Source organism: Chromohalobacter nigrandesensis (genome assembly GCF_023061285.1).
Classification (GTDB): Bacteria; Pseudomonadota; Gammaproteobacteria; order Pseudomonadales; family Halomonadaceae; genus Chromohalobacter; species Chromohalobacter nigrandesensis.
In genome coordinates, this window is record NZ_JAKGAM010000006.1 from 100,930 (window position 1) to 120,228 (window position 19,299).

A 19,299-nucleotide genomic window follows, 5' to 3' on the forward strand; every position below is an offset into this window, starting at 1 on the left:
TTCCCATCCATGACCACGATCGTATCCGTACGTCGCGGCGAACATGTCGCCCTTGCCGGCGATGGTCAGGTTTCGCTCGGCAACACGGTAATGAAGGGCAACGCCAGCAAGGTACGCCGCATTCATCATGGCAAGGTACTGGCCGGTTTCGCCGGTGGCACGGCCGACGCCTTCACGCTGTTCGAGCGCTTCGAGGCCCAACTGGATAAGTACCAAGGGCACCTGGTCAAGGCCGCCGTCGAGCTTTCCAAGGAATGGCGCACCGACCGCGCCTTGCGCCGCCTGGAAGCGATGCTCGCCGTGGCCGACAAGAACGCCTCGCTGATCCTTACCGGTAACGGCGATGTCGTCGAACCCGAACGCGGCATCATCGCTATCGGCTCCGGCGGCCACTACGCCCAGGCCTCCGCACGCGCCTTGCTCGAGAACACCGAGCTCGATGCGCGCGCCATCACCGAGAAGTCGCTCGAGATCGCCGGCGATATCTGCGTCTTCACCAATCAAAACATTACCCTCGAGGAGCTGTGAGCCACACTCACCGCTCCCGGGCAGCATAGGGCTCCGTCATGACACAGATGACTCCCCGCGAGATCGTCCACGCACTGGATCAGTACATCATCGGCCAGCAGGAAGCCAAGCGCTCGGTGGCCATCGCCCTGCGCAACCGCTGGCGCCGCATGCAGCTCGACGACAGCCTGCGCGGCGAGGTGGTGCCCAAGAACATCCTGATGATCGGTCCAACCGGGGTCGGCAAGACCGAGATCGCCCGGCGTCTCGCCAAGCTGGCCGGGGCGCCGTTCATCAAGATCGAGGCGACCAAGTTCACCGAAGTGGGCTATGTCGGCCGTGACGTCGAGTCGATCGTCCGCGACCTGGTCGAGATGGCCATGAAGATGGTCCGCGAGCAGGCCAAGGAAGAAGTCGCCCACAAGGCAGAAGACGCTACCGAGGAGCGCATTCTCGACGCGCTTCTGCCCCGACCGCGCGGCAGCGAGTACGACCATGCCCACGACGATTCCTCGACGCGCCAGACCTTCCGCAAGAAGCTGCGTGAAGGCCAGCTCGACGACAAGGAGATCGACATTGAGGTCACGCCGCAGGGGGGCAACTTCGATATCTCCGCGCCGCCGGGCATGGAGGAAATGACCAGCCAGCTGCAAAGCATGTTCTCCAACATGGGCAAGCAGAAGTCGGAATCGCGCCGCGTGACCGTCGAGGAAGCCCGGCGCCTGCTGCACGACGAAGAAGCCGCCAAGCTGGTCAACGAGGAACAGATCAAGAACCGCGCCATCGAGGCGGTGGAGCAGAACGGCATCGTCTTCCTCGACGAGATCGACAAGGTCGCCAAGCGCGGTGACTCGGGCAGCGGTGGCGATGTCTCCCGCGAAGGCGTGCAGCGCGACCTGCTGCCACTGATCGAGGGGTCGACGGTGTCCACCAAGCACGGCATGGTCAACACTGACCATATCCTGTTCATCGCCTCGGGGGCGTTCCACCTCTCCAAGCCATCGGACCTGATCCCCGAGTTGCAAGGGCGTCTGCCGATCCGTGTCGAGCTGCAAGCGCTGACGCCGGATGACTTCAAGCGCATCCTCACCGAGCCGTCCGCCGCACTGACCCGACAATACGAGGCGCTGCTGGCCACCGATGGCCTGGAGGTGAACTTCACCGATGAAGGCATCACGCGCATCGCCGAGATCGCCTGGCAGGTCAACGAAGGCACCGAGAACATCGGCGCACGTCGCCTGCACACGGTGATGGAACGCCTGCTCGAGGAGCCATCCTTCCAGGGAGGCGACATGGCCAGCCCGCTGACCATCGACGCCGCCTATGTCGACGAGCAACTCGGCGAACTGGCTACCGACGAAGACCTGTCGCGGTATATTCTTTAAGCCACGCGCTACGGGCTTCGGGCGACGAACCGCTCGAAGCTCGAAGCTCGAAGCTCGAAGCTCGAAGCTCGAAGCTCGAAAATCAGCATGTCGCTCCCGACGCTCGAGTTAAGGCTTTTCCTTCAAGCTTCCAGCCGCGAAGCGGCGCTCTTCCAGCGTCAAGCTCACCGGAGGTATTTATGTCCTCTCCCATTCCCACGCGCATCCACTACCATCAGCAGGCTCGCGAGCTCGAACTCGGCTATGCCGATGGCACGTCCTACCGTCTGCCGGCGGAACTGTTGCGCGTGTTCTCGCCTTCCGCCGAGGTTCGCGGCCACGGCCCGGACACCGCCGTCCTGCAGGTTGGCAAGAAGGATGTCGGCCTCAAGAACATTACCCAGGCCGGGCGTTACGCGCTCAAGCTGCACTTCGACGACGGCCATGACAGCGGCCTGTACAGTTGGGACTATCTCTATGCAATGGCCTGCCATCAAGAGCAGTGGTGGGCCGATTACCTCCGCCGCCTCGAGGAGGCCGGCGCCTCGCGCGAGCCTTCCACCATCACCATCAAGGAGTTATAAGACATCCCCGGCGTGGCGACAAACGCCAGGGGCGACGTTACAATGCAGCCCCACTTCCACGCACCGCGCGGGCACTCCACGCCTGCCCAAGGAAAGGTCATGGACAAGCGCACGACCCACTTCGGTTATCAGGAAGTTCCGGTCGAGGAGAAAGCTGACCGGGTAGCGCAAGTTTTCCATTCGGTCGCCGCCCGCTATGATGTCATGAACGATCTCATGTCGTTCGGCGTACATCGCCTCTGGAAACGCCTGACCCTCGAGCGCGCCGGTGTCCGTCCCGGCCATCACGTGCTCGACATCGCCGGCGGCACCGGCGACCTGGCGCTCAAGTTCTCGCGCCTGGTCGGTCCTCACGGGCGCGTGGTCCTCGCCGACATCAACGCCTCGATGCTGCGTGTGGGCCGCGACAAGCTGCTCGACAATGGCGTCGGCGACAACGTCGAATACGTGCAGGCCAATGCCGAAGCGCTGCCCTTCGCCGACAACAGCTTTGACTGCATCACCATCGCCTTCGGCCTGCGCAACGTCACCGACAAGGAGGCCGCGCTGCGCTCCATGGCACGCGTGCTCAAGCCTGGCGGCCGCCTGCTGGTCCTGGAATTTTCCAAGCCGGCGAGCGCCGCGCTGTCGCGCCTCTATGATGAATATTCCTTCCGCGTCTTGCCGCGCATGGGCGAATGGGTCGCCCAGGACGGCGAGAGTTATCGCTACCTGGCCGAATCGATACGCATGCATCCCGACCAGGAAACTCTCAAGGCGATGATGGAAGACGCCGGGCTCGAACGTGTCGAGTACACCAACATGACCGGGGGCGTCGTCGCCCTGCACCGTGGCATCAAACTATGAGGCCGTCATGCCGGTGATGTTCACTACCCTGCTGACCAGCGCGGAAACGCTGATCAACGGTCTTCTCGCGCACGATCCCGCCTCGCCCTCGCGATTGGCACAGCTTGCCGGACAGCGCATATCGCTGCGCCTGGAACGCCCTGCGCTGGCAGCGCTGGTGCATTTCGATACCCACGGCATCACCCTGCTCGCCCAGCACGACCCCGACGAGGCCGATAGCGATGTGGTCGTCGAGCTCGATGTCGAGACCCTAGGCGCGCTGCTTAGTGGCGAACGCGTCGAAGCATTGATGTTCGCCGGACGGCTATCGGTGCGCGGGCGTACCCATGTGCTGGAACGCGCCAGTCAGTTGCTCAGCGATCTGGAGATCGACTGGGAAGCCGAACTGGCACACTGGCTCGGCGATATGCCCGCGCATAGTCTGTCGCAAGGCTTGCGACGCCTGAATCGCTTCGGCCTGCGCACGCGCGGCGAGTTGCAACGCGACGTGCATGAATACCTCACCGAGGAAGCACGGCTACTGCCCAGCCGCACGCAATGGGAGATCGCCCGCGAGCATTTGACGCAACTGGGCCTGGCCACCGATCGACTCGAAGCACGCCTGGATCGACTGGTACGCGAGATCGAACGTCGCCGACAGGAGGAGCACACGTCGTGAATTTGCGGCTGTTTCGTATCGCCTGGGTGATCGCGCGTTTCCGCCTCGACACCCTGATCCCCGTAGATCGCCTCCCAGGCATACTGCGCCTGGCGATGAAATTCTCGCCACTACGCTTGCTACCTACCGGCCCGCACACTCGGGGCAAGCGCCTACGCCTGGCGCTCGAAGATCTGGGCCCGATCTTCGTCAAGTTCGGCCAGATGCTCTCCACCCGCCGTGACCTGCTGCCGCCGGACATCGCCGACGAACTCAAGCGCCTCCAGGATCAGGTACTGCCGTTTCCCGGCGAGCAGGCCCGCGCGCTGGTAGAAGAAGAACTCGGTATGGACATCGATGCTGCCTTCGCCGACTTCACCCGCGAGCCGCTCGCCTCGGCTTCCATCGCTCAGGTCCATGGCGCACGCCTGCACAGCGGCGAAGACGTAGTGGTCAAGATCATCCGCCCCAACATCGATGGCGTGATGCGCAAGGACATCGGCCTGCTGTATACCTTTGCGCGCCTGCTCAAGCGGGTTCCCGAAGCCAAGCGGCTACGCCCCGTCGAGGTCGTTGCCGACTACGAGTCCACGCTGTTCGATGAACTGGATCTGCACAAGGAAGCGGCCAACACTTCGCAGCTCAAGCGTAACTTCCGCGATTCGCCGCTACTTTACGTGCCGGCGATCCACTGGCCGCTGACACGCAAGCAGGTGATGGTCCAGGAGCGTATCCACGGCATTCCGGTAGCCGACATGGACGCCTTGCAAGCGGCCGGCATCGACTTGCGCCGACTCGCCGAGCGCGGAGTGGAGATCTTCTTCACCCAGGTGTTTCGCGACAATTTCTTCCATGCCGACATGCACCCCGGCAATATCTTCGTGTCCGCCGACAATCCGCATGACCCGCAGTACATCGCCATCGACTGCGGGATCGTCGGCAGCCTGACCCGCGAGGATCAGGATTACCTGGCCCGCAACCTGCTCGCCTTCTTCCGCCAGGACTACTACGAAGTCGCCGTATTGCACATCGAATCGGGCTGGGTCGGCGAGGACACGCGCGCCAACGAGTTCGCCGCGGCCATTCGTGCGGTTTGCGAGCCGATTCTCGAGAAGCCGCTCAAGGACATTTCCTTCGGCCAGGTGCTGTTGGGACTGTTCCAGACCGCGCGGCGCTTCAACATGGAAGTCCAACCACAACTGGTGCTGTTGCAGAAAACGCTACTCAACATCGAAGGGCTCGGTCGCCAGCTTTACCCAGACCTGGACTTGTGGAGCACCGCCAAGCCTTACCTGGAACAGTGGATGAAAGAACGTGCCGGGCCTCGCGGCTTCTGGGATGCCTTGACCAAGCACGCACCCGAACTCTCGCGCCAGTTGCCCGAGCTGCCAGTGCTGGCCCACCAGGCTCTCGCCCGCAGCGAAGACAGCCACCGCCAGCAGCGCCAGCAAACCGAGGCGCTCAATGCCTTGCAGCGGCGTTGGCACGGTGCCGGAACGCGCGCGCGGCGACTGCGCCTCGGCGCCTTGCTGATCGCTGTGGCGCTGGCTTGGCAACCACTCTGGGAATGGGCGCACACCCAACCCTGGCCGGTGCTGGCCGCCGCTACACTGGGGCTGGCACTCATCGCTTGGCGTTGACGCCGCTGCTAGCGCACGATGTTGCTGCTATCATCCACTCACTACCCTATTTGTCTCGGGACCGTCACATCATGAATGATACGCTTGCCCAGCTATCGGACGTCCTGGCCACACGCCGCCATGCCGACCCCGACAGCTCATACGTTGCCAAGCTCCACGCCAAGGGTCTCAACAAGATCCTGGAGAAAGTCGGTGAGGAAACCACCGAGACCCTTCTCGCCGCCAAGGACGCCGAACACGGTAACGACGAAACGCGTCAGGCATTGGTCGCCGAAACCGCCGACCTGTGGTTTCATAGCCTGGTGATGCTCTCGCATCTGGACATCGACCATCAGGCGGTGCTGGATGAACTGGCCCGGCGCTTCGGAACGTCCGGCCTGGAAGAGAAAGCGTCACGCCCATCACGCTAATCGGCCCGGTCGTCTTCGGGCATCAAGGAGATCTTCCATGTTAGGTGGAATCAGTATCTGGCAGCTGCTGATCGTTCTCGGCATCGTCATCCTGATCTTCGGCACCAAGAAGCTGCGCAATCTGGGCAGCGATCTCGGGGGCGCCGTAAAGGGATTCAAGAGCGCCGTCGGCGAAGAGGAACAGAAAAAAGCGCACGACGACGAGGACACGACGCAGCAGCGTGTCGAGCATGAAGCGAACGACGAGACGCTCGACACCCAATCGAAAACCTCGCAATCGTCCAAGGCCGACGAAACGTCCGAGCGGAAGTAACCGCCATGTTCGATATGGGCTTTCTCGAACTGATGATCATCGGTGTCGTGGCCCTGTTGGTGCTAGGACCCGAGCGCCTGCCCACGGCGGCGCGCACCGTCGGCCTGTGGATCGGCAAGATCAAGCGTACGGTGTCCGGCATGCAGCGTGAGATCAACGCACAGCTGGAAGCCGAGGACCTGCGTCAGAAGCTCAATGAGCAGCAACGCAAGCTCGATGCCGGTCTGCACAAGGTTCGCGACGGGGTCGAACGCCACGCCGACGACACCGACACGCATCACGCCGGATCACGCCGGGGGCCGACGGCGCCTAAACCGGATGATGACGCCTCAGCGACGCGTCCCGACGCCCCCCGGGACACACCCGACGCCTCGTCCGCCAAGGATTCCAACGCCCCATGAGCGATACATCGCCCCGCGAACCGGAGGAGCACGCCCAGACCCCCTTGATCGAACACCTGATCGAGTTGCGTTCGCGGCTGGTCAAGGCGGTGGCGGTGATCGTGGTCATCTTCGGCGCGCTTTACGCCTTCTCCAACGATATCTACAGCTTCGTCGCCGACCCGCTGATGGCACTCTTGCCCGAAGGCGCGCAGATGATCGCTACCGAAGTGGCCTCACCTTTTCTGGCGCCCTTCAAGCTGACGCTGTTCACGGCCTTTTTCATCGCCGTCCCCTTCGTGCTCTACCAGGCCTGGGCATTCATCGCGCCGGGCCTCTACCGGCACGAGAAGACCTTGGCATTTCCTCTGCTCGCCTCGAGCATTCTGCTGTTCTACGGCGGCGTGGCCTTCGCCTATTTCGTGGTCTTTCCCCTGTTATTCGACTTCTTCGTCCATACCGGGCCGGAGAACGTCACGGTGATGACCGATATCAATCAGTATCTGAATTTCGTGCTCAAGCTGTTCTTCGCCTTCGGTGCGGCCTTCGAGATTCCCATCGCCACGTTCCTGCTGATCTGGACCGGCGCGACCAGTGTCGAAAGTCTTGGCAAGAAACGCCCCTACGTGCTCGTCGGCTGCTTCGTGGTGGGTATGATGATGACGCCCCCGGACGTGGTCTCCCAGAGCCTGCTCGCCGTTCCCATGTGGCTACTTTTCGAGGTCGGCATTCTCTTCGGTCGCCTGGTACCGCGCCACCGTCACGACGCCGATGACGAGGCATCCCGAGAAGACTGATCTCCGACAGGCAGGCCACGCTTGGCCCGCTGTCTACGTTGGTTGGCGCGTGTCGTGCCCAGTTTCGTGCATATACTGAAGATGCCCGGTCGTCACTGTCACATTCCTGTCACAGACGGGTGTCATGCTTCCGGGCCAGCGGTTGGTCACAAGCGACGACAGGGAGCTCATGATGGACGACACGCGCTCTTCCGATGTCCCCCTCGGTAGCGATAATGCAGCGTCTCAGGAAGTCGGTGAGAAGCCACCACTTCGCGTCAATCGCACGCGCACGGGCATTCACGCCAAGCCCGCGCCGTTCCCCGAGGCCGAACTCGACGATCCAGCACTGTACTTCAACCGCGAACTCTCGCACCTGCAGTTCAATATCCGCGTACTCGAACAGTCCCTGGATCCCTCGCATCCGCTGCTCAATCGGCTGATGTTCCTGCTGATCTTCTCCTCCAATCTGGACGAGTTCTTCGAGATTCGTGTGGCCGGCCTCAAGCACCAGATCGCACTCGCCCGCGAGGAAAGCGGCGCCGACGGCATGCCACCACGCCAGGTGCTGGCCGAAATATCGCGCATCGCCCACGAGCAGGTCGAGCGACAATACCGCATCCTCAACGAGACCTTGATTCCCGCGCTCGAAGAACAACGCCTGCGTTTTCGCCGCCGTACCCAGTGGACCGAGGCCCAGGCCGATTGGGTACGCGAATATTTCGCCGAGGAGATCATGCCGGTGATCAGTCCCATCGGCCTCGACCCTTCACATCCTTTCCCGCGCCTGGTCAACAAGAGCTTGAACTTCATCGTCGAGCTCGAAGGCACCGATGCCTTCGGCCGTGAAGGGGGACTTGCCATCCTGCCCGCACCACGCTCGCTGCCACGCTTGATGCGCCTGCCACGTGAGCTGAGCGAGGCCGGCTATACCGAATACGTCTTCCTGTCGTCGATGATTCACGCCCATGCTCAGGAAGTATTTCCCGGCATGCAGGTACGCGGTTGCTACCAGTTCCGCCTGACCCGCAACGCCGACCTGGCCGTCGACCCCGAGGATGTCTCGGACCTGGCCTCGGCCCTGCGCGGTGAGCTGCTGGCACGACGCTACGGCAGCGGCGTACGCCTCGAGGTGGCCGATAATTGCCCCGACCGGCTGACGCACTTCCTGCTCACCCAGTTCGAACTCGAGGCGGCAGATCTGTATCGCGTCTCCGGCCCGGTCAACCTGACCCGGCTGATGTCGGTGCTCAGCGATGTCGAGCGTCCCGACTTGCTGTATCGTACCTTCACGCCGGGGTTGCCACGCCAGGTCAAAAGCGATGTCAGTCTGTTCAGCCAGATCGCCCAGAACGACATTCTGCTCCACCATCCTTTCCAGTCCTTCTCGCTGATTGAGGACTGGCTTCAGGAAGCCGCCAGCGATCCGGATGTGCTGGCGATCAAGCAGACGCTGTACCGAACCGGCGCCGACTCCCCCATCGTCAGCGCCCTGGTCGATGCCGCACGCAACGGCAAGGAAGTCACCGTCGTCATCGAGCTGCGGGCGCGTTTCGACGAGGCCGACAACCTCGCGCTGGCATCACGTCTTCAGGAAGCCGGGGCCATCGTCATCTACGGTGTCATGGCCTACAAGACCCACGCCAAGATGCTCCACATGGTCCGCCGTGAACGCGGCACGCTGCGCTATTACGCGCACCTGGGCACCGGCAACTATCACTCCAAGACCGCCAAGCTGTATACCGACTACAGCCTGCTCACCGCCAACGAGACACTGTGCGAAGACGTTCACAAGGTCTTCCAGCAGCTCTCGGGAATGGGCAAGCCACGTCAGATCGATACGCTGCTGCACGCGCCGTTCGTACTCCATGACCGCCTGGTATCGATGATCGATCGCGAGGCAGGCTACGCGAAAAAGGGCCACAAGGCGCAGCTGATCATCAAGTGCAATTCGTTGACCGAGCCGCAGTTGATCCGCGCGCTTTATCGCGCCTCGCGCGCTGGCGTGCAATGCGATCTGATCATTCGCGGCATGTGTTGCCTGCGACCCGGCGTCGAAGGGATTTCCGACAATATCCGGGTGCGCTCGATCATCGGTCGCTTCCTGGAACATACTCGCGTGTTCCACTTCCACAACGGCGGCAAGCCTGAGACCTGGTGCTCCAGCGCGGACTTCATGGAACGCAACATGTTCCGCCGCGTGGAGACCTGCTTCCCGCTGCTCGACAAGAAGCTCGCCCAACGCGTGCGCAAGGATCTGGCCACTTACCTCGTGGACAACTGCCAGAGCTGGGAGCTGCAGACCGACGGCCGCTACCGCCTCCTCGAGGCCGGCGACGCCGAACCGATCAGCGCCCAGGAAACCTTGCTCTACGCCTACGCCGTCAAACCCTGAGCTCGAAGCTCGAAGACAGCCTGAACCAAACCGCCTCCGTCGCAAGTTCAAGCGACGGAGGCGGTTTTTCTTCCAGCTTCCAGCCACGTAGCGGCGCTCTTCCAGGCGTCGGTTACACCCCGATCTGGCCTCCGTCGGCTTTCTGGATCACCACCGTGGCCGCCCGCGGACGCACGCTGCCGTCAGTCGCGCGCGTGGCATCCTGCGTCGCGGCATCGGGGTCCGCTGGCCAATTGCCGGGATGCTGAATGTTGATGAACAGCGCTGTCTTGTCGGGCGTGGTGAACGCCCCCGTCACCTCGCAACCATTGGGGCCGACCGCGAACCGCTTGAGCTGCTGCTGATTGCCGGCCCCCACCACCGAGGCCTGACCGCGCTCATGTGATAAGGCACTCGGCACGACCGCCAGCACTTGGTCGTTGGTCTGTTCGGCGACGCCATCATAGCCATTATCGGTCTCGATCCAGAGGATGCCCTGGCCATCGCCGCGGTCGTCGAACCACAGGCCATCGGGACTAGCGAACTGATTGAGCTCGGTGAGTCCTGATAGGTTATCGGTGTCGTTGGCGCTGGCACCGAACACGAAGATCTCCCAGTGTAAAGAAGTCGCCGCCGGGCTAGGCTCACGCCAACGAATGATCTGGCCGGCTTGGTTGTTAGCCCGCGGGTTGGCCGCATTGGTCGGGGCGGTGTCGTAGGCGACACCAAGTCCGTCGAGATCGCTACCACCATTGCTGAACGTGGCTGCGGTGCCCTCGGCGGTACGATCGCTATTGTTGGTCAGCGCCACATACACATCACCGCTGTTTGAGTCTACGGTGGCCCACTCGGGACGATCCATCGGTGTGGCACCCATCAGGTCAGCGGCGTCACAGGTATTGATGATCACCCCGGCCAGGTCGTCGTCAGCCAGACCGAGGGCGGTGGACAGGCGCTGGCCATCCTGGGTCGTGGCGTCCGGGGTCAGCGGCAGCCACTCACCCGTGCCATCGGCATTGAAGCGCGCCGCATAGAGCGTGCCTGCGTCCAAGTACTTTGCACCAATCGCCAGACGATCGTAATCCTCGCCGGGGCGATTGGCATCGGCGGGATCCCAGTTGGCTTTGGAAACAAACTTGTAGATGTATTCGTTACGCGCGTCGTGGCCGGAGTAAAACGCTAACGGCTGGCCTGCCGTCAGTTTGCCAAGCCAGGCACCCTCATGACGGAAGCGTCCCAGATAGGTCCGCTTGATCGCAGCGGCTTCAGTGCTGACGCTGGCGGTGTTGCCGTAGGGATCGACTTCGACCATATAACCAAAGGTACGCGGCTCGTTACGGTAATCGCCGCTGGCGCTGGTGGCACTGGGCGTGGCGTTGAAGCGGGTAAACTCAGCATCCACCTCGTCGGCGACCCCGGCGGCGGTTTCCCAGGCATAGCGGCTGCGCCCGTCAGGGATACCAATACGGTTGTCATCAATCGTGCGACCGCTGGTTTTGGTAAAGATAGCAGGCCAGTTTTCTTCACCGCTGAGGAAAGTGCCCCAAGGGGTCAAGCCATGACCACAGTTGTTGTTGGTGCCCCGGGTGCGGGTACCGTCAGGCGAGTAGGCGGTGACGACATAGTCGCTACCGCGCACCGGACCGCCAATCTCTATCGGCGTAGCCGACGTGATACGCATGTTGTAGCGCGAGCCGGCGTCCGACGACCAGACGTTGTCACTATTTTTGCTTAGCTTGACGAGAGTGACACCATGCGCATTGATCTCGGTGCGAACTTCATCCGCCGGACGGCTACCGCTATCTTGATTGGTCGGGCCGCCCTGGGGAGCCCACAGGGCGCCTTGGTCGATATACTCATTGTTGAGCGCCAACACAAACTCGCGGGAGGCGCTCTCTTCGCTAAGCGCAAAGAAATCCATGGCATCGTGGTGCATACCCACGCTATTCGCCTGGTACTCAGGGGTCACCACGCGGTCAGCGCTCCACGGCCCCACACTGTCATTAATCGGTGTCCCCCAAGGCACCAACACCTGGGCGGTGTAGCCTTTCGGGACCACGACCGTATCCGTCTTCGAACCGGCAATCGACTCGAACGCCAGCGCCAGCGGCGTCTTTTGGACGCCGCTGGCGCTGGCCATGCTGAGGCCACCGATGCCGCCCAACATGCCTAGGGCGGCCAGACTCAAGCCACCACGCATGATGTCACGTCGCGACGCATGACGCTCCAGCACGGATGAAAACGGCTCGTTAGCGCTTTGGTTCAGGTTGCTGTGATTCTCGATTTCCTTGCTCATGATCTCTCCTCACGGCGTTCGACCGACACTCCGATGTGTCGGAACAAGCTGTGAGGTCATATCCTGAGCCGCTCATATGACAGACAAATGAAGCCTTCTTCAAGCGCGTGAGTTGCGCAATCGCTCGGCGGCCAATGTCAGCAGGTGCTCGGTCGTTTCCCAGCCCAGGCAGGCATCGGTGACGGAAACGCCATAACGCATGGCACCCGGCTGCAACGGCTGTTTGCCCTCGTGCAGGTGACTTTCCAGCATCACGCCGATCAGATCGCGATCGCCGACCAGTCGCTGTTCGAGCACATCGAGCATGACCTCGGTCTGGCGGCGGTGGTCCTTGCGCGAGTTGGCATGGCTGCAGTCAACCATCAAACGCGGCGTGATGCCGGCGTTGTGTAGCTCGCGGCGACAGGCCCTGACCGAGTCCGCATCATAGTTGGGCTTGCCATGTCCACCGCGTAGCACTACGTGGGTATGCGGATTGCCGTCAGTCTCGCGCATCGCCGGGCGACCGGCATCGTCGAGAGCAAAGTGGCGATGTGGGTGCGCAGCGGACTGCATTGCGGCAACGGCGACATCGACGCTGCCATCGGTGCCATTCTTGAAGCCCACTGCGGCACGCAGGCCACTGGCCAATTCACGATGGATCTGCGACTCGGTGGTACGCGCGCCGATGGCCACCCAACTGAGCAGGTCTTCCAGGTACGGCGCGGCCATCGGCTGCAGCAATTCGGTGGCCACGGGCATGCCCAGGGTGGCGATGTCGCGCATCAAGCGCCGCGAGACTTCCAGGCCGTGCGCCATGTCGTCACTGCCATCCAGGTGCGGGTCATAGGCGAGGCCCTTCCAGCCCACGGTGGTGCGCGGTTTTTCGACATAGACACGCATGACCATCAGCAGACGGTCGTCGAGGCGCGCGGCAAGTTCACTGAGCTTTTCGGCGTATTCCAGCGCCGCACGCGGATCGTGAATCGAGCAGGGCCCCACCACCACCAGCAGACGGTCGTCGCGCCCGTCGAGAATGGCCTGAATCTCGCCACGCTGGCGTTCGATCTGCTCCTCGAGGGCGTCTTCCAGCGGCAGGCGCTGCTTGAGTTCCCCCGGCGTGGGCAAGGGCTGATGAGAATGTGCCGTGGCGACATCGGGGCGTTGGGGCATCGTCAGGGGTGCGTTCATGTCGAGTCTCTTGTCTGGGCTGTCCGTCACGCGCGGACAGCGGAACTTCGTGTTCGGTGGACGCCACCCAGCGTTTCACGGTCGGAGGTGGCAGCTAGGGCCGACCGGATGTCGCTAAATCGCCAATAATATAGTGCCTGCGTGCTCTGCCATGCGCCGCCGATCTCGAACATGTCCCGCTCCTGTGTCATACGTCAAAAAAGGGGTGGATTAAACGCAAAAACCCCCGGTCGGGTTGCCGACCAGGGGTTCGAAGACGCTGGAGGCAACCCGGGGTGGGCGTGCCTCGCGGCGTATCAGGTCATGTGACCTTATCGCCGGGCACGCCGGGGCTAAACCAATATCCATAGCTAAAACCAGACAACGCGCGCACGGCATCTTCCGCTGCCTGAATCGGCAGGGAAGGCATACGTGCGGTGACTGATGCTATCGACATGGGTTGACTCCTGAACATGCCCTCATCCTACATGGCTGTGGCAATTTGGCAAGCCCGCAACGGCAAGCGGCACTCATCGCAGGTGACGACCACCATCGACGGGCAGTATCGCCCCGGTCACGAAATCGTTGTCGAGCAGATAACGCAGCGTCTGATAAATGACGCCCGGCCCCGGCACCTTGGCCATCAACGACTTGGCCTTGGCCTTCTCGGCATAGGCCTCGTCGTCGCCCTCGCCCAGCATGATCAAGGCCGGCGCGATGGCGTTGACCTGGATATCCGGCGCGTACATCGCGGCGAACGACAGGGTCAGGTTGTCCAAGCCCGCCTTGGTCGCCGCGTAGGCGGCATGCTTGCGCGAGCCCTTCTGGCTGACGTAGTCAGTCATGTGGATGATATCGCGCTGTGGTTCCTGGCAGGCATCGAGCAACTCGCGGGCATGCAGGTTGATCAGGTAAGGGGCCTGCATGTGCACGCGAAACAGGCGCTCGAAGTTGGCCCCGGCATCGTCGTCGAGGCTGTCCGGCGCCCAGTCGCTGGCATTGTGGACGATGGCGCGCAGCGATGAGGTCTGCGCCTTGAGGCGTGCAATGAAGTCGTGAATGCCCGCCTCGCTGGAAAAGTCCGCCGCCAGAGTCACCGCCCCGCGTCGACGCAACGCCTCAAGAGACTCGCGTTCGCGACGATAGCTCAGGATCACCGGCTGGCCATCGTCGAGCAGACGCTCCACGCAGTGACGCCCCAGGCGCTGAGCGCCACCGGTGACGAGAATCGGTGATTGGCTCATGCGTCGTCCTCCGCACGGCGCTCGCCGGGCGACAGCGATACGGTCTCGGCCGCGTCGTCCGGCAGCGGAATCAGCGGTACGCGCGGCGCGTAGGCAAAGACATCCGAGAAGACCCGCTCGGGATCGAGCCCCAGCGGCGCCAGCGTATCGATGCAGGCGTAGACCATGCCCGGCGAACCGGAGAGGTAGACATCGTCGCCGGAGACGTCCTCCAATGCCGTAGCAAGCACCTCGTCGATACGCCCGATGTGGCGCGCCACCCCCGGTGGCGTGCTCAGACCGGGATCGCTCTCTTCGCTGACGGTGTGCATCTCGACATGCGCATGCTCGGCGACCCATTGCAGCGCCAGGCTTTCCAGATACAGATCCCGCGGATGCTTGACCGCCCACCACAACCGAATCGGGCCCGGGTGCTCGTTGGCCAGAGCCGCCTCGACGATGGCCTTCATCTGGGCGAAACCCGTGCCCGCGGCGATCAGCGTCAGCGGCCGCCGACTGTGGAGATCCAGCACGCAGCCGCCATTGGGCAGGCGCACCGTCAACTGGGCGGCATGCACGAGAATTTCGCGCAGGCGTGCCGAGTTGCTGCGTTCGGGCCAATGCTGGACGTGCAGCTCGATGATGCCGTCGTCGACATGGGCGTTGGCGATGGAGAACGGTACCCAGGTCTCATCGTCTAGCTTGAGCTCCAGGTACTGCCCGGGGGCATGCGCGATGGCCTCGCGGCGCCCCGCCAGATGCACGCGGAATACATCGGGCGTCAGGTCCTCGACCGATTCGACATGGCAGGTCAGGGTCTTAGGCGTCATCGTGTCCTCGTTCGTCGCTCTGGGGCGAATGTCGGGGGGCCGGCGGCGGCGTCGCGATACCATATTCCTCCCAGCGCGCGTCGACACGCCGCTTGATGGCCTCGTCCATGACGATGGGCGTGCCCCACTCGCGGTTGGTTTCGCCCGCCCATTTGGTGGTGGCATCGAGGCCCATCTTCGACCCCAGGCCCGCCACCGGGGAGGCGAAATCGAGATAGTCGATGGGCGTATTCTCGACCATCACCGTATCCCGAGCCGGATCCATGCGCGTGGTGATTGCCCAGATCACGTCTTCCCAGTTACGCGCGTCGACATCGTCATCGAGCACGATCACGAACTTGGTGTACATGAACTGGCGCAAGAAGCTCCACACGCCCATCATCACGCGCTTGGCGTGGCCCGGGTACTGCTTCTTCATGGTCACCACCGCCATGCGGTAGGAACAGCCCTCCGGCGGCAGGTAGAAATCGACGATCTCGGGAAATTGCTTGCGCAGGATCGGCACGAACACTTCGTTGAGTGCCAGGCCGAGGATGGCGGGTTCATCCGGCGGCCGCCCGGTATAAGTGGAATGATAGAGCGGATCGCGGCGATGGGTGATGCGTTCCACGGTGAAGACCGGAAACGTCTCGACCTCGTTGTAGTAGCCGGTATGGTCGCCATAAGGGCCTTCCGGCGCCGTATCGTCGGGGTAGAGATAACCCTCGAGTACGATTTCGCTCGAGGCTGGTACTTCGAGATCGGCATGGCCGCACTTGACCAGTTCGGTGCGCGAGCCGCGCAGCAAGCCGGCGAAGGCGTATTCGGAGAGGCTATCCGGCACCGGCGTCACCGCACCGAGAATGGTGGCCGGATCGGCGCCCAGCGCCACCGCCACCGGAAACGGCTCGCCCGGGTGGGCTTGCTGCCATTCCTGGAAATCCAGCGCTCCGCCGCGATGCGACAGCCAGCGCATGATCAGGCGGTTCTTGCCCAATTTTTGCTGGCGGTAGATGCCCAGGTTCTGGCGCTCCTTGTGGGGCCCCTTGGTGACCACCAGCGACCAGGTCACCAGCGGTGCCACGTCGCCCGGCCAGCAATGCTGGATCGGTAGCTCGTTAAGGTCGACATCGTCGCCTTCGCGGACCACTTCCTGGCATGGCGCCTTGCGCAGCGTCTTGGGCCCCATACTCATCACCTGCTTGAAGATGGGGAGCTTTTCCCAGGCATCGCGGAAGCCCTTGGGCGGCTCCGGCTCCTTGAGAAATGCCAGCAGTTCACCGACCTCGCGCAGCGCAGCGATCGAATCCTGGCCCATGCCCAGCGCGACACGTTCCGGCGTCCCGAACAGATTGCCCAGCAGCGGCATGGCGTGGCCCTTGACGTTCTCGAACAGCAACGCCGGCCCGCCCGCGCGCAGCGTGCGATCACAGATCTCGGTGATCTCCAGGTAAGGATCGACCTCCGCCGTGATTCGCTGGAGCTCGCCACGTTCCTCCAGCGCCGCGATGAAATCGCGCAAGTCCCGATACTTCATGTGGTTTTCCGTGCCAGAACGCGAAAAGGGCAGCATAACATGCCGCCCCTTTCATTGACCGCCCATCGGCCTTCAGCCCGGCGATATCTTGCACGCCTCAGCCGAGGCAGGCCTTCCGGAGGCGCTATGAACCCATCCCTGGGCGCTACCTACGCCATCCATGGCGTAGGACCTCCTGCAGGCCTGTCCTCGGCGCCGCTCGCCTCAACATGTTATCAAGGCTGGCCGCAGCCAGCAGGTGCGTCATGAGCGACACGCAGTCAAGGCGAACTCCGGAGAGCCAGCGGAGTGTACTGTAGTACATGAGCATGGCGAACCGGAGTTCAACGCCGTATTGCCGAGCGCAGACCGATGTTATCTACGCTTCATGGCCTCGAAGAACTCCAAGTTAGTCTTGGTATCCTTCAAGCGATCGATCAGGAACTCCGTCGCCGCGATATCATCCATGGGATTGAGCAGCTTGCGCAGGATCCACATGCGCTGCATTTCTTCCTCGGAGGCGATAAGGTCCTCGCGGCGCGTGCCACTGCGGCGGATATTGAGCGCCGGATAGACGCGCTTCTCGGCCAGCTTGCGGTCGAGATGGGCCTCCATGTTGCCGGTACCCTTGAACTCCTCGAAGATGACTTCGTCCATCTTGGAGCCGGTATCGACCAGTGCGGTGGCGATGATGGTCAGGCTACCGCCTTCCTCGATGTTACGCGCCGCGCCGAAGAAGCGTTTTGGCTTTTCCAACGCGTGGGCATCGACCCCGCCGGTCAACACCTTGCCGGAGGACGGCACCACGGTGTTATAGGCACGCGCCAGGCGGGTGATGGAATCGAGCAGGATGACCACATCCTTCTTGTGCTCGACCAGACGCTTGGCCTTCTCGATGACCATCTCGGCGACCTGGACGTGGCGTGCGGGCGGCTCGTCGAAGGTCGAGGCCACCACCTCGCCACGCACGGTGCGCGACATCTCGGTGACCTCTTCGGGACGCTCATCGATGAGCAGCACGATCAGATGGCATTCGGGATTGTTGCGCGTGATCGACGTCGCGATGTTCTGCAGCATCAGCGTCTTGCCCGCCTTGGGCGGCGACACGAGCAGGCCACGCTGACCCTTGCCGATGGGCGACGTAAGATCGATGACCCGCGAGGTCAGATCCTCCGTCGAGCCATTGCCGATCTCCATCACCATGCGTTCCTGCGGGAACAGTGGCGTCAGGTTCTCGAACAGGATCTTGTGCTTGGCGTTTTCGGGCCGATCGAAGTTGATCTGGCTGACCTTGAGCAGCGCGAAATAACGCTCCCCTTCCTTCGGCGGCCGAATCTTGCCGGCGATGCTATCGCCCTTGCGCAGGTTGAAGCGACGGATCTGCGACGGCGAGACATAGATGTCATCGGGGCCGGCCAGATAGGAGCTGTCGGCGCTGCGAAGAAAGCCGAAGCCATCCTGCAGGATTTCCAGCACACCATCGCCATAAATGTCTTCACCACTTTTCGCATGCTTCTTGAGAATGGCGAAAATGATGTCTTGTTTACGCGAACGTGCCAGATTGTCGATGCCCATTTCCCGGGCAATTTCCAGCAGTTCGGGAACGGTTTTTTGCTTGAGTTCGGTAAGATTCATCGGTTTCGTCAGAGATTGCTCGTGTCGGCGAGGCAATATGGAATTGCCGGACAAAAGACAGGAGGCGGTAGTGCGCCGCGCGGTGCGTTCAGAGGGCCCCAGGAAATCCTTTCCACTCGTCGCATTCATGCCTCAAGGCATCGCCGCGCGAGGGGTTGGCGAAAAACGGTATCGAGAGATTCGGTTCGCGTCGCCTGGCGCCATGCCCAGCTCCTGATCGGGAGGCTTGGCAAGGCAAGAATACTTGGGGCGATCTGACGACTTGGAGGACCGCGACGGCAATGCCGCGTGTACGGTCAGGAAGCATTCGGAACAGTCGAACGACTCGATGGTAGTCAAGGCGCCAGCCAAACGCAAGCCCACTTTTCTCATGCGTGACGCCGGGGCGCTACGCCGTGTGTCGTCGAGGATCGACCATCTCCATGGCACGGCCTCAATGCGCGAGCTGGTGATCGAGCCAGGTCTCGAGTTGCGCAGCAGACAACGCCCCCACGCGCGTGGTATCCAGCCCCGCCTCGGTAAACAACGCCAGGGTCGGCATACCGCGTACACCGTACTTGCGCGCCGTGGCCGTATTGAGGTCGACATCGCACAACGCGACCTGCAACGTCGTCTCGCGCGCGCTGGCCAAGGTGGCTAGCCGTGGGCGCAATTCGACGCAGGGACCGCACCAGGACGCCACGAAGGCCACCAGGGTCGGCCTGGTCGCCTCCAGCACGCGTATCTCGAAGGTGTCGTCCGTCACCTCGAAAAGCCTTTCGGACATACGCCGTCTCCTGAACATTCGGCCAATTCATCATCCCTCATTGGACGCCGCATGGCGACGATTGACAAGCTTCA

Annotated in this window: 19 protein-coding genes; 11 read left to right on the forward strand and 8 right to left on the reverse strand. The window is 62.4% G+C overall.

All coding sequences use genetic code 11. The features are described 5' to 3' along the window. Window positions 1–9 precede the first annotated feature (9 nt). The 11 genes from hslV to ppk1 all read left to right on the forward strand — a co-directional run bounded on the left by hslV (window position 10) and on the right by ppk1 (window position 9,852). Window positions 10–528 carry an ATP-dependent protease subunit HslV gene (gene hslV, locus L1073_RS09575; RefSeq protein WP_040239597.1) on the forward strand — a complete coding sequence of 173 codons (519 nt, stop codon included), beginning with the start codon at window positions 10–12 and terminating at the stop codon, window positions 526–528. 38 nt (window positions 529–566) lie between these two features. Next, complete coding sequence (gene hslU, locus L1073_RS09580) at window positions 567–1,892, forward strand: ATP-dependent protease ATPase subunit HslU (RefSeq protein WP_246898784.1); 1,326 nt, start codon at window positions 567–569, stop codon at window positions 1,890–1,892. A 179-nt stretch (window positions 1,893–2,071) separates the two neighbouring features. Continuing rightward, window positions 2,072–2,455 carry a gamma-butyrobetaine hydroxylase family protein gene (locus L1073_RS09585; RefSeq protein ID WP_246898786.1) on the forward strand — a complete coding sequence of 128 codons (384 nt, stop codon included), beginning with the start codon at window positions 2,072–2,074 and terminating at the stop codon, window positions 2,453–2,455. Window positions 2,456–2,554: 99 nt separating this feature from the next. Next, window positions 2,555–3,301 (forward strand): bifunctional demethylmenaquinone methyltransferase/2-methoxy-6-polyprenyl-1,4-benzoquinol methylase UbiE, encoded by a 747-nt coding sequence (ubiE, locus tag L1073_RS09590; RefSeq protein ID WP_246898787.1) that lies wholly within the window; start codon window positions 2,555–2,557, stop codon window positions 3,299–3,301. Window positions 3,302–3,308: 7 nt separating this feature from the next. Continuing rightward, window positions 3,309–3,959 carry a ubiquinone biosynthesis accessory factor UbiJ gene (locus L1073_RS09595; protein WP_246898788.1) on the forward strand — a complete coding sequence of 217 codons (651 nt, stop codon included), beginning with the start codon at window positions 3,309–3,311 and terminating at the stop codon, window positions 3,957–3,959. Next, window positions 3,956–5,578, forward strand: coding sequence for a ubiquinone biosynthesis regulatory protein kinase UbiB (ubiB, locus tag L1073_RS09600; protein WP_246898790.1), 1,623 nt, complete (start codon window positions 3,956–3,958; stop codon window positions 5,576–5,578). Before L1073_RS09595 ends, ubiB begins: the two co-directional genes overlap by 4 nt. Window positions 5,579–5,649: 71 nt before the next feature. Further along, on the forward strand, window positions 5,650–5,988 hold the full coding sequence (locus L1073_RS09605) for a phosphoribosyl-ATP diphosphatase (protein WP_246898791.1): 339 nt from the start codon (window positions 5,650–5,652) through the stop codon (window positions 5,986–5,988). A gap of 37 nt (window positions 5,989–6,025) precedes the next feature. Continuing rightward, complete coding sequence (gene tatA / locus L1073_RS09610; protein WP_246898793.1) at window positions 6,026–6,301, forward strand: Sec-independent protein translocase subunit TatA; 276 nt, start codon at window positions 6,026–6,028, stop codon at window positions 6,299–6,301. 5 nt (window positions 6,302–6,306) lie between these two features. Continuing rightward, complete coding sequence (tatB, locus tag L1073_RS09615) at window positions 6,307–6,702, forward strand: Sec-independent protein translocase protein TatB (RefSeq protein WP_246898795.1); 396 nt, start codon at window positions 6,307–6,309, stop codon at window positions 6,700–6,702. After that, window positions 6,699–7,478 carry a twin-arginine translocase subunit TatC gene (tatC, locus tag L1073_RS09620; protein ID WP_246898797.1) on the forward strand — a complete coding sequence of 260 codons (780 nt, stop codon included), beginning with the start codon at window positions 6,699–6,701 and terminating at the stop codon, window positions 7,476–7,478. The genes tatB and tatC overlap by 4 nt, the downstream gene beginning before the upstream one ends. 172 nt (window positions 7,479–7,650) lie before the next feature. Continuing rightward, entirely contained in the window at window positions 7,651–9,852 is a 2,202-nt protein-coding gene (ppk1, locus tag L1073_RS09625; RefSeq protein ID WP_246898799.1) for a polyphosphate kinase 1, read from the forward strand. A gap of 112 nt (window positions 9,853–9,964) precedes the next feature. Here ppk1 and L1073_RS09630 read toward each other — a convergent pair whose 3' ends face one another. From L1073_RS09630 to L1073_RS09660, 8 genes are all read right to left on the reverse strand, one after another. After that, window positions 9,965–12,127 (reverse strand): PhoX family protein, encoded by a 2,163-nt coding sequence (locus L1073_RS09630; RefSeq protein ID WP_246898801.1) that lies wholly within the window; start codon window positions 12,125–12,127, stop codon window positions 9,965–9,967. Between the two features lie 99 nt (window positions 12,128–12,226). Then, a complete protein-coding gene (locus tag L1073_RS09635; protein ID WP_281506046.1) occupies window positions 12,227–13,297 on the reverse strand; it encodes a 3-deoxy-7-phosphoheptulonate synthase in 1,071 nt (356 codons plus the stop codon). Window positions 13,298–13,598: 301 nt separating this feature from the next. Next, complete coding sequence (locus L1073_RS17245; RefSeq protein WP_281504383.1) at window positions 13,599–13,733, reverse strand: hypothetical protein; 135 nt, start codon at window positions 13,731–13,733, stop codon at window positions 13,599–13,601. A 73-nt stretch (window positions 13,734–13,806) separates the two neighbouring features. Continuing rightward, window positions 13,807–14,520 carry a dihydromonapterin reductase gene (gene folM / locus L1073_RS09640; RefSeq protein WP_246898803.1) on the reverse strand — a complete coding sequence of 238 codons (714 nt, stop codon included), beginning with the start codon at window positions 14,518–14,520 and terminating at the stop codon, window positions 13,807–13,809. Continuing rightward, window positions 14,517–15,329: an NAD(P)H-flavin reductase gene (locus L1073_RS09645; protein ID WP_246898804.1), complete on the reverse strand. Its 813-nt coding sequence runs from the start codon at window positions 15,327–15,329 to the stop codon at window positions 14,517–14,519. Before L1073_RS09645 ends, folM begins: the two co-directional genes overlap by 4 nt. Then, complete coding sequence (ubiD, locus tag L1073_RS09650; RefSeq protein ID WP_246898806.1) at window positions 15,319–16,845, reverse strand: 4-hydroxy-3-polyprenylbenzoate decarboxylase; 1,527 nt, start codon at window positions 16,843–16,845, stop codon at window positions 15,319–15,321. The genes L1073_RS09645 and ubiD overlap by 11 nt, the downstream gene beginning before the upstream one ends. A gap of 354 nt (window positions 16,846–17,199) precedes the next feature. Continuing rightward, window positions 17,200–18,459: a transcription termination factor Rho gene (gene rho / locus L1073_RS09655; RefSeq protein WP_246898808.1), complete on the reverse strand. Its 1,260-nt coding sequence runs from the start codon at window positions 18,457–18,459 to the stop codon at window positions 17,200–17,202. A gap of 433 nt (window positions 18,460–18,892) precedes the next feature. Next, the gene (locus L1073_RS09660; protein ID WP_246898810.1) at window positions 18,893–19,225 is read right to left on the reverse strand and encodes a thioredoxin family protein; all 333 of its coding nucleotides are present in this window, start codon (window positions 19,223–19,225) and stop codon (window positions 18,893–18,895) included. Window positions 19,226–19,299: the final 74 nt, after the last annotated feature.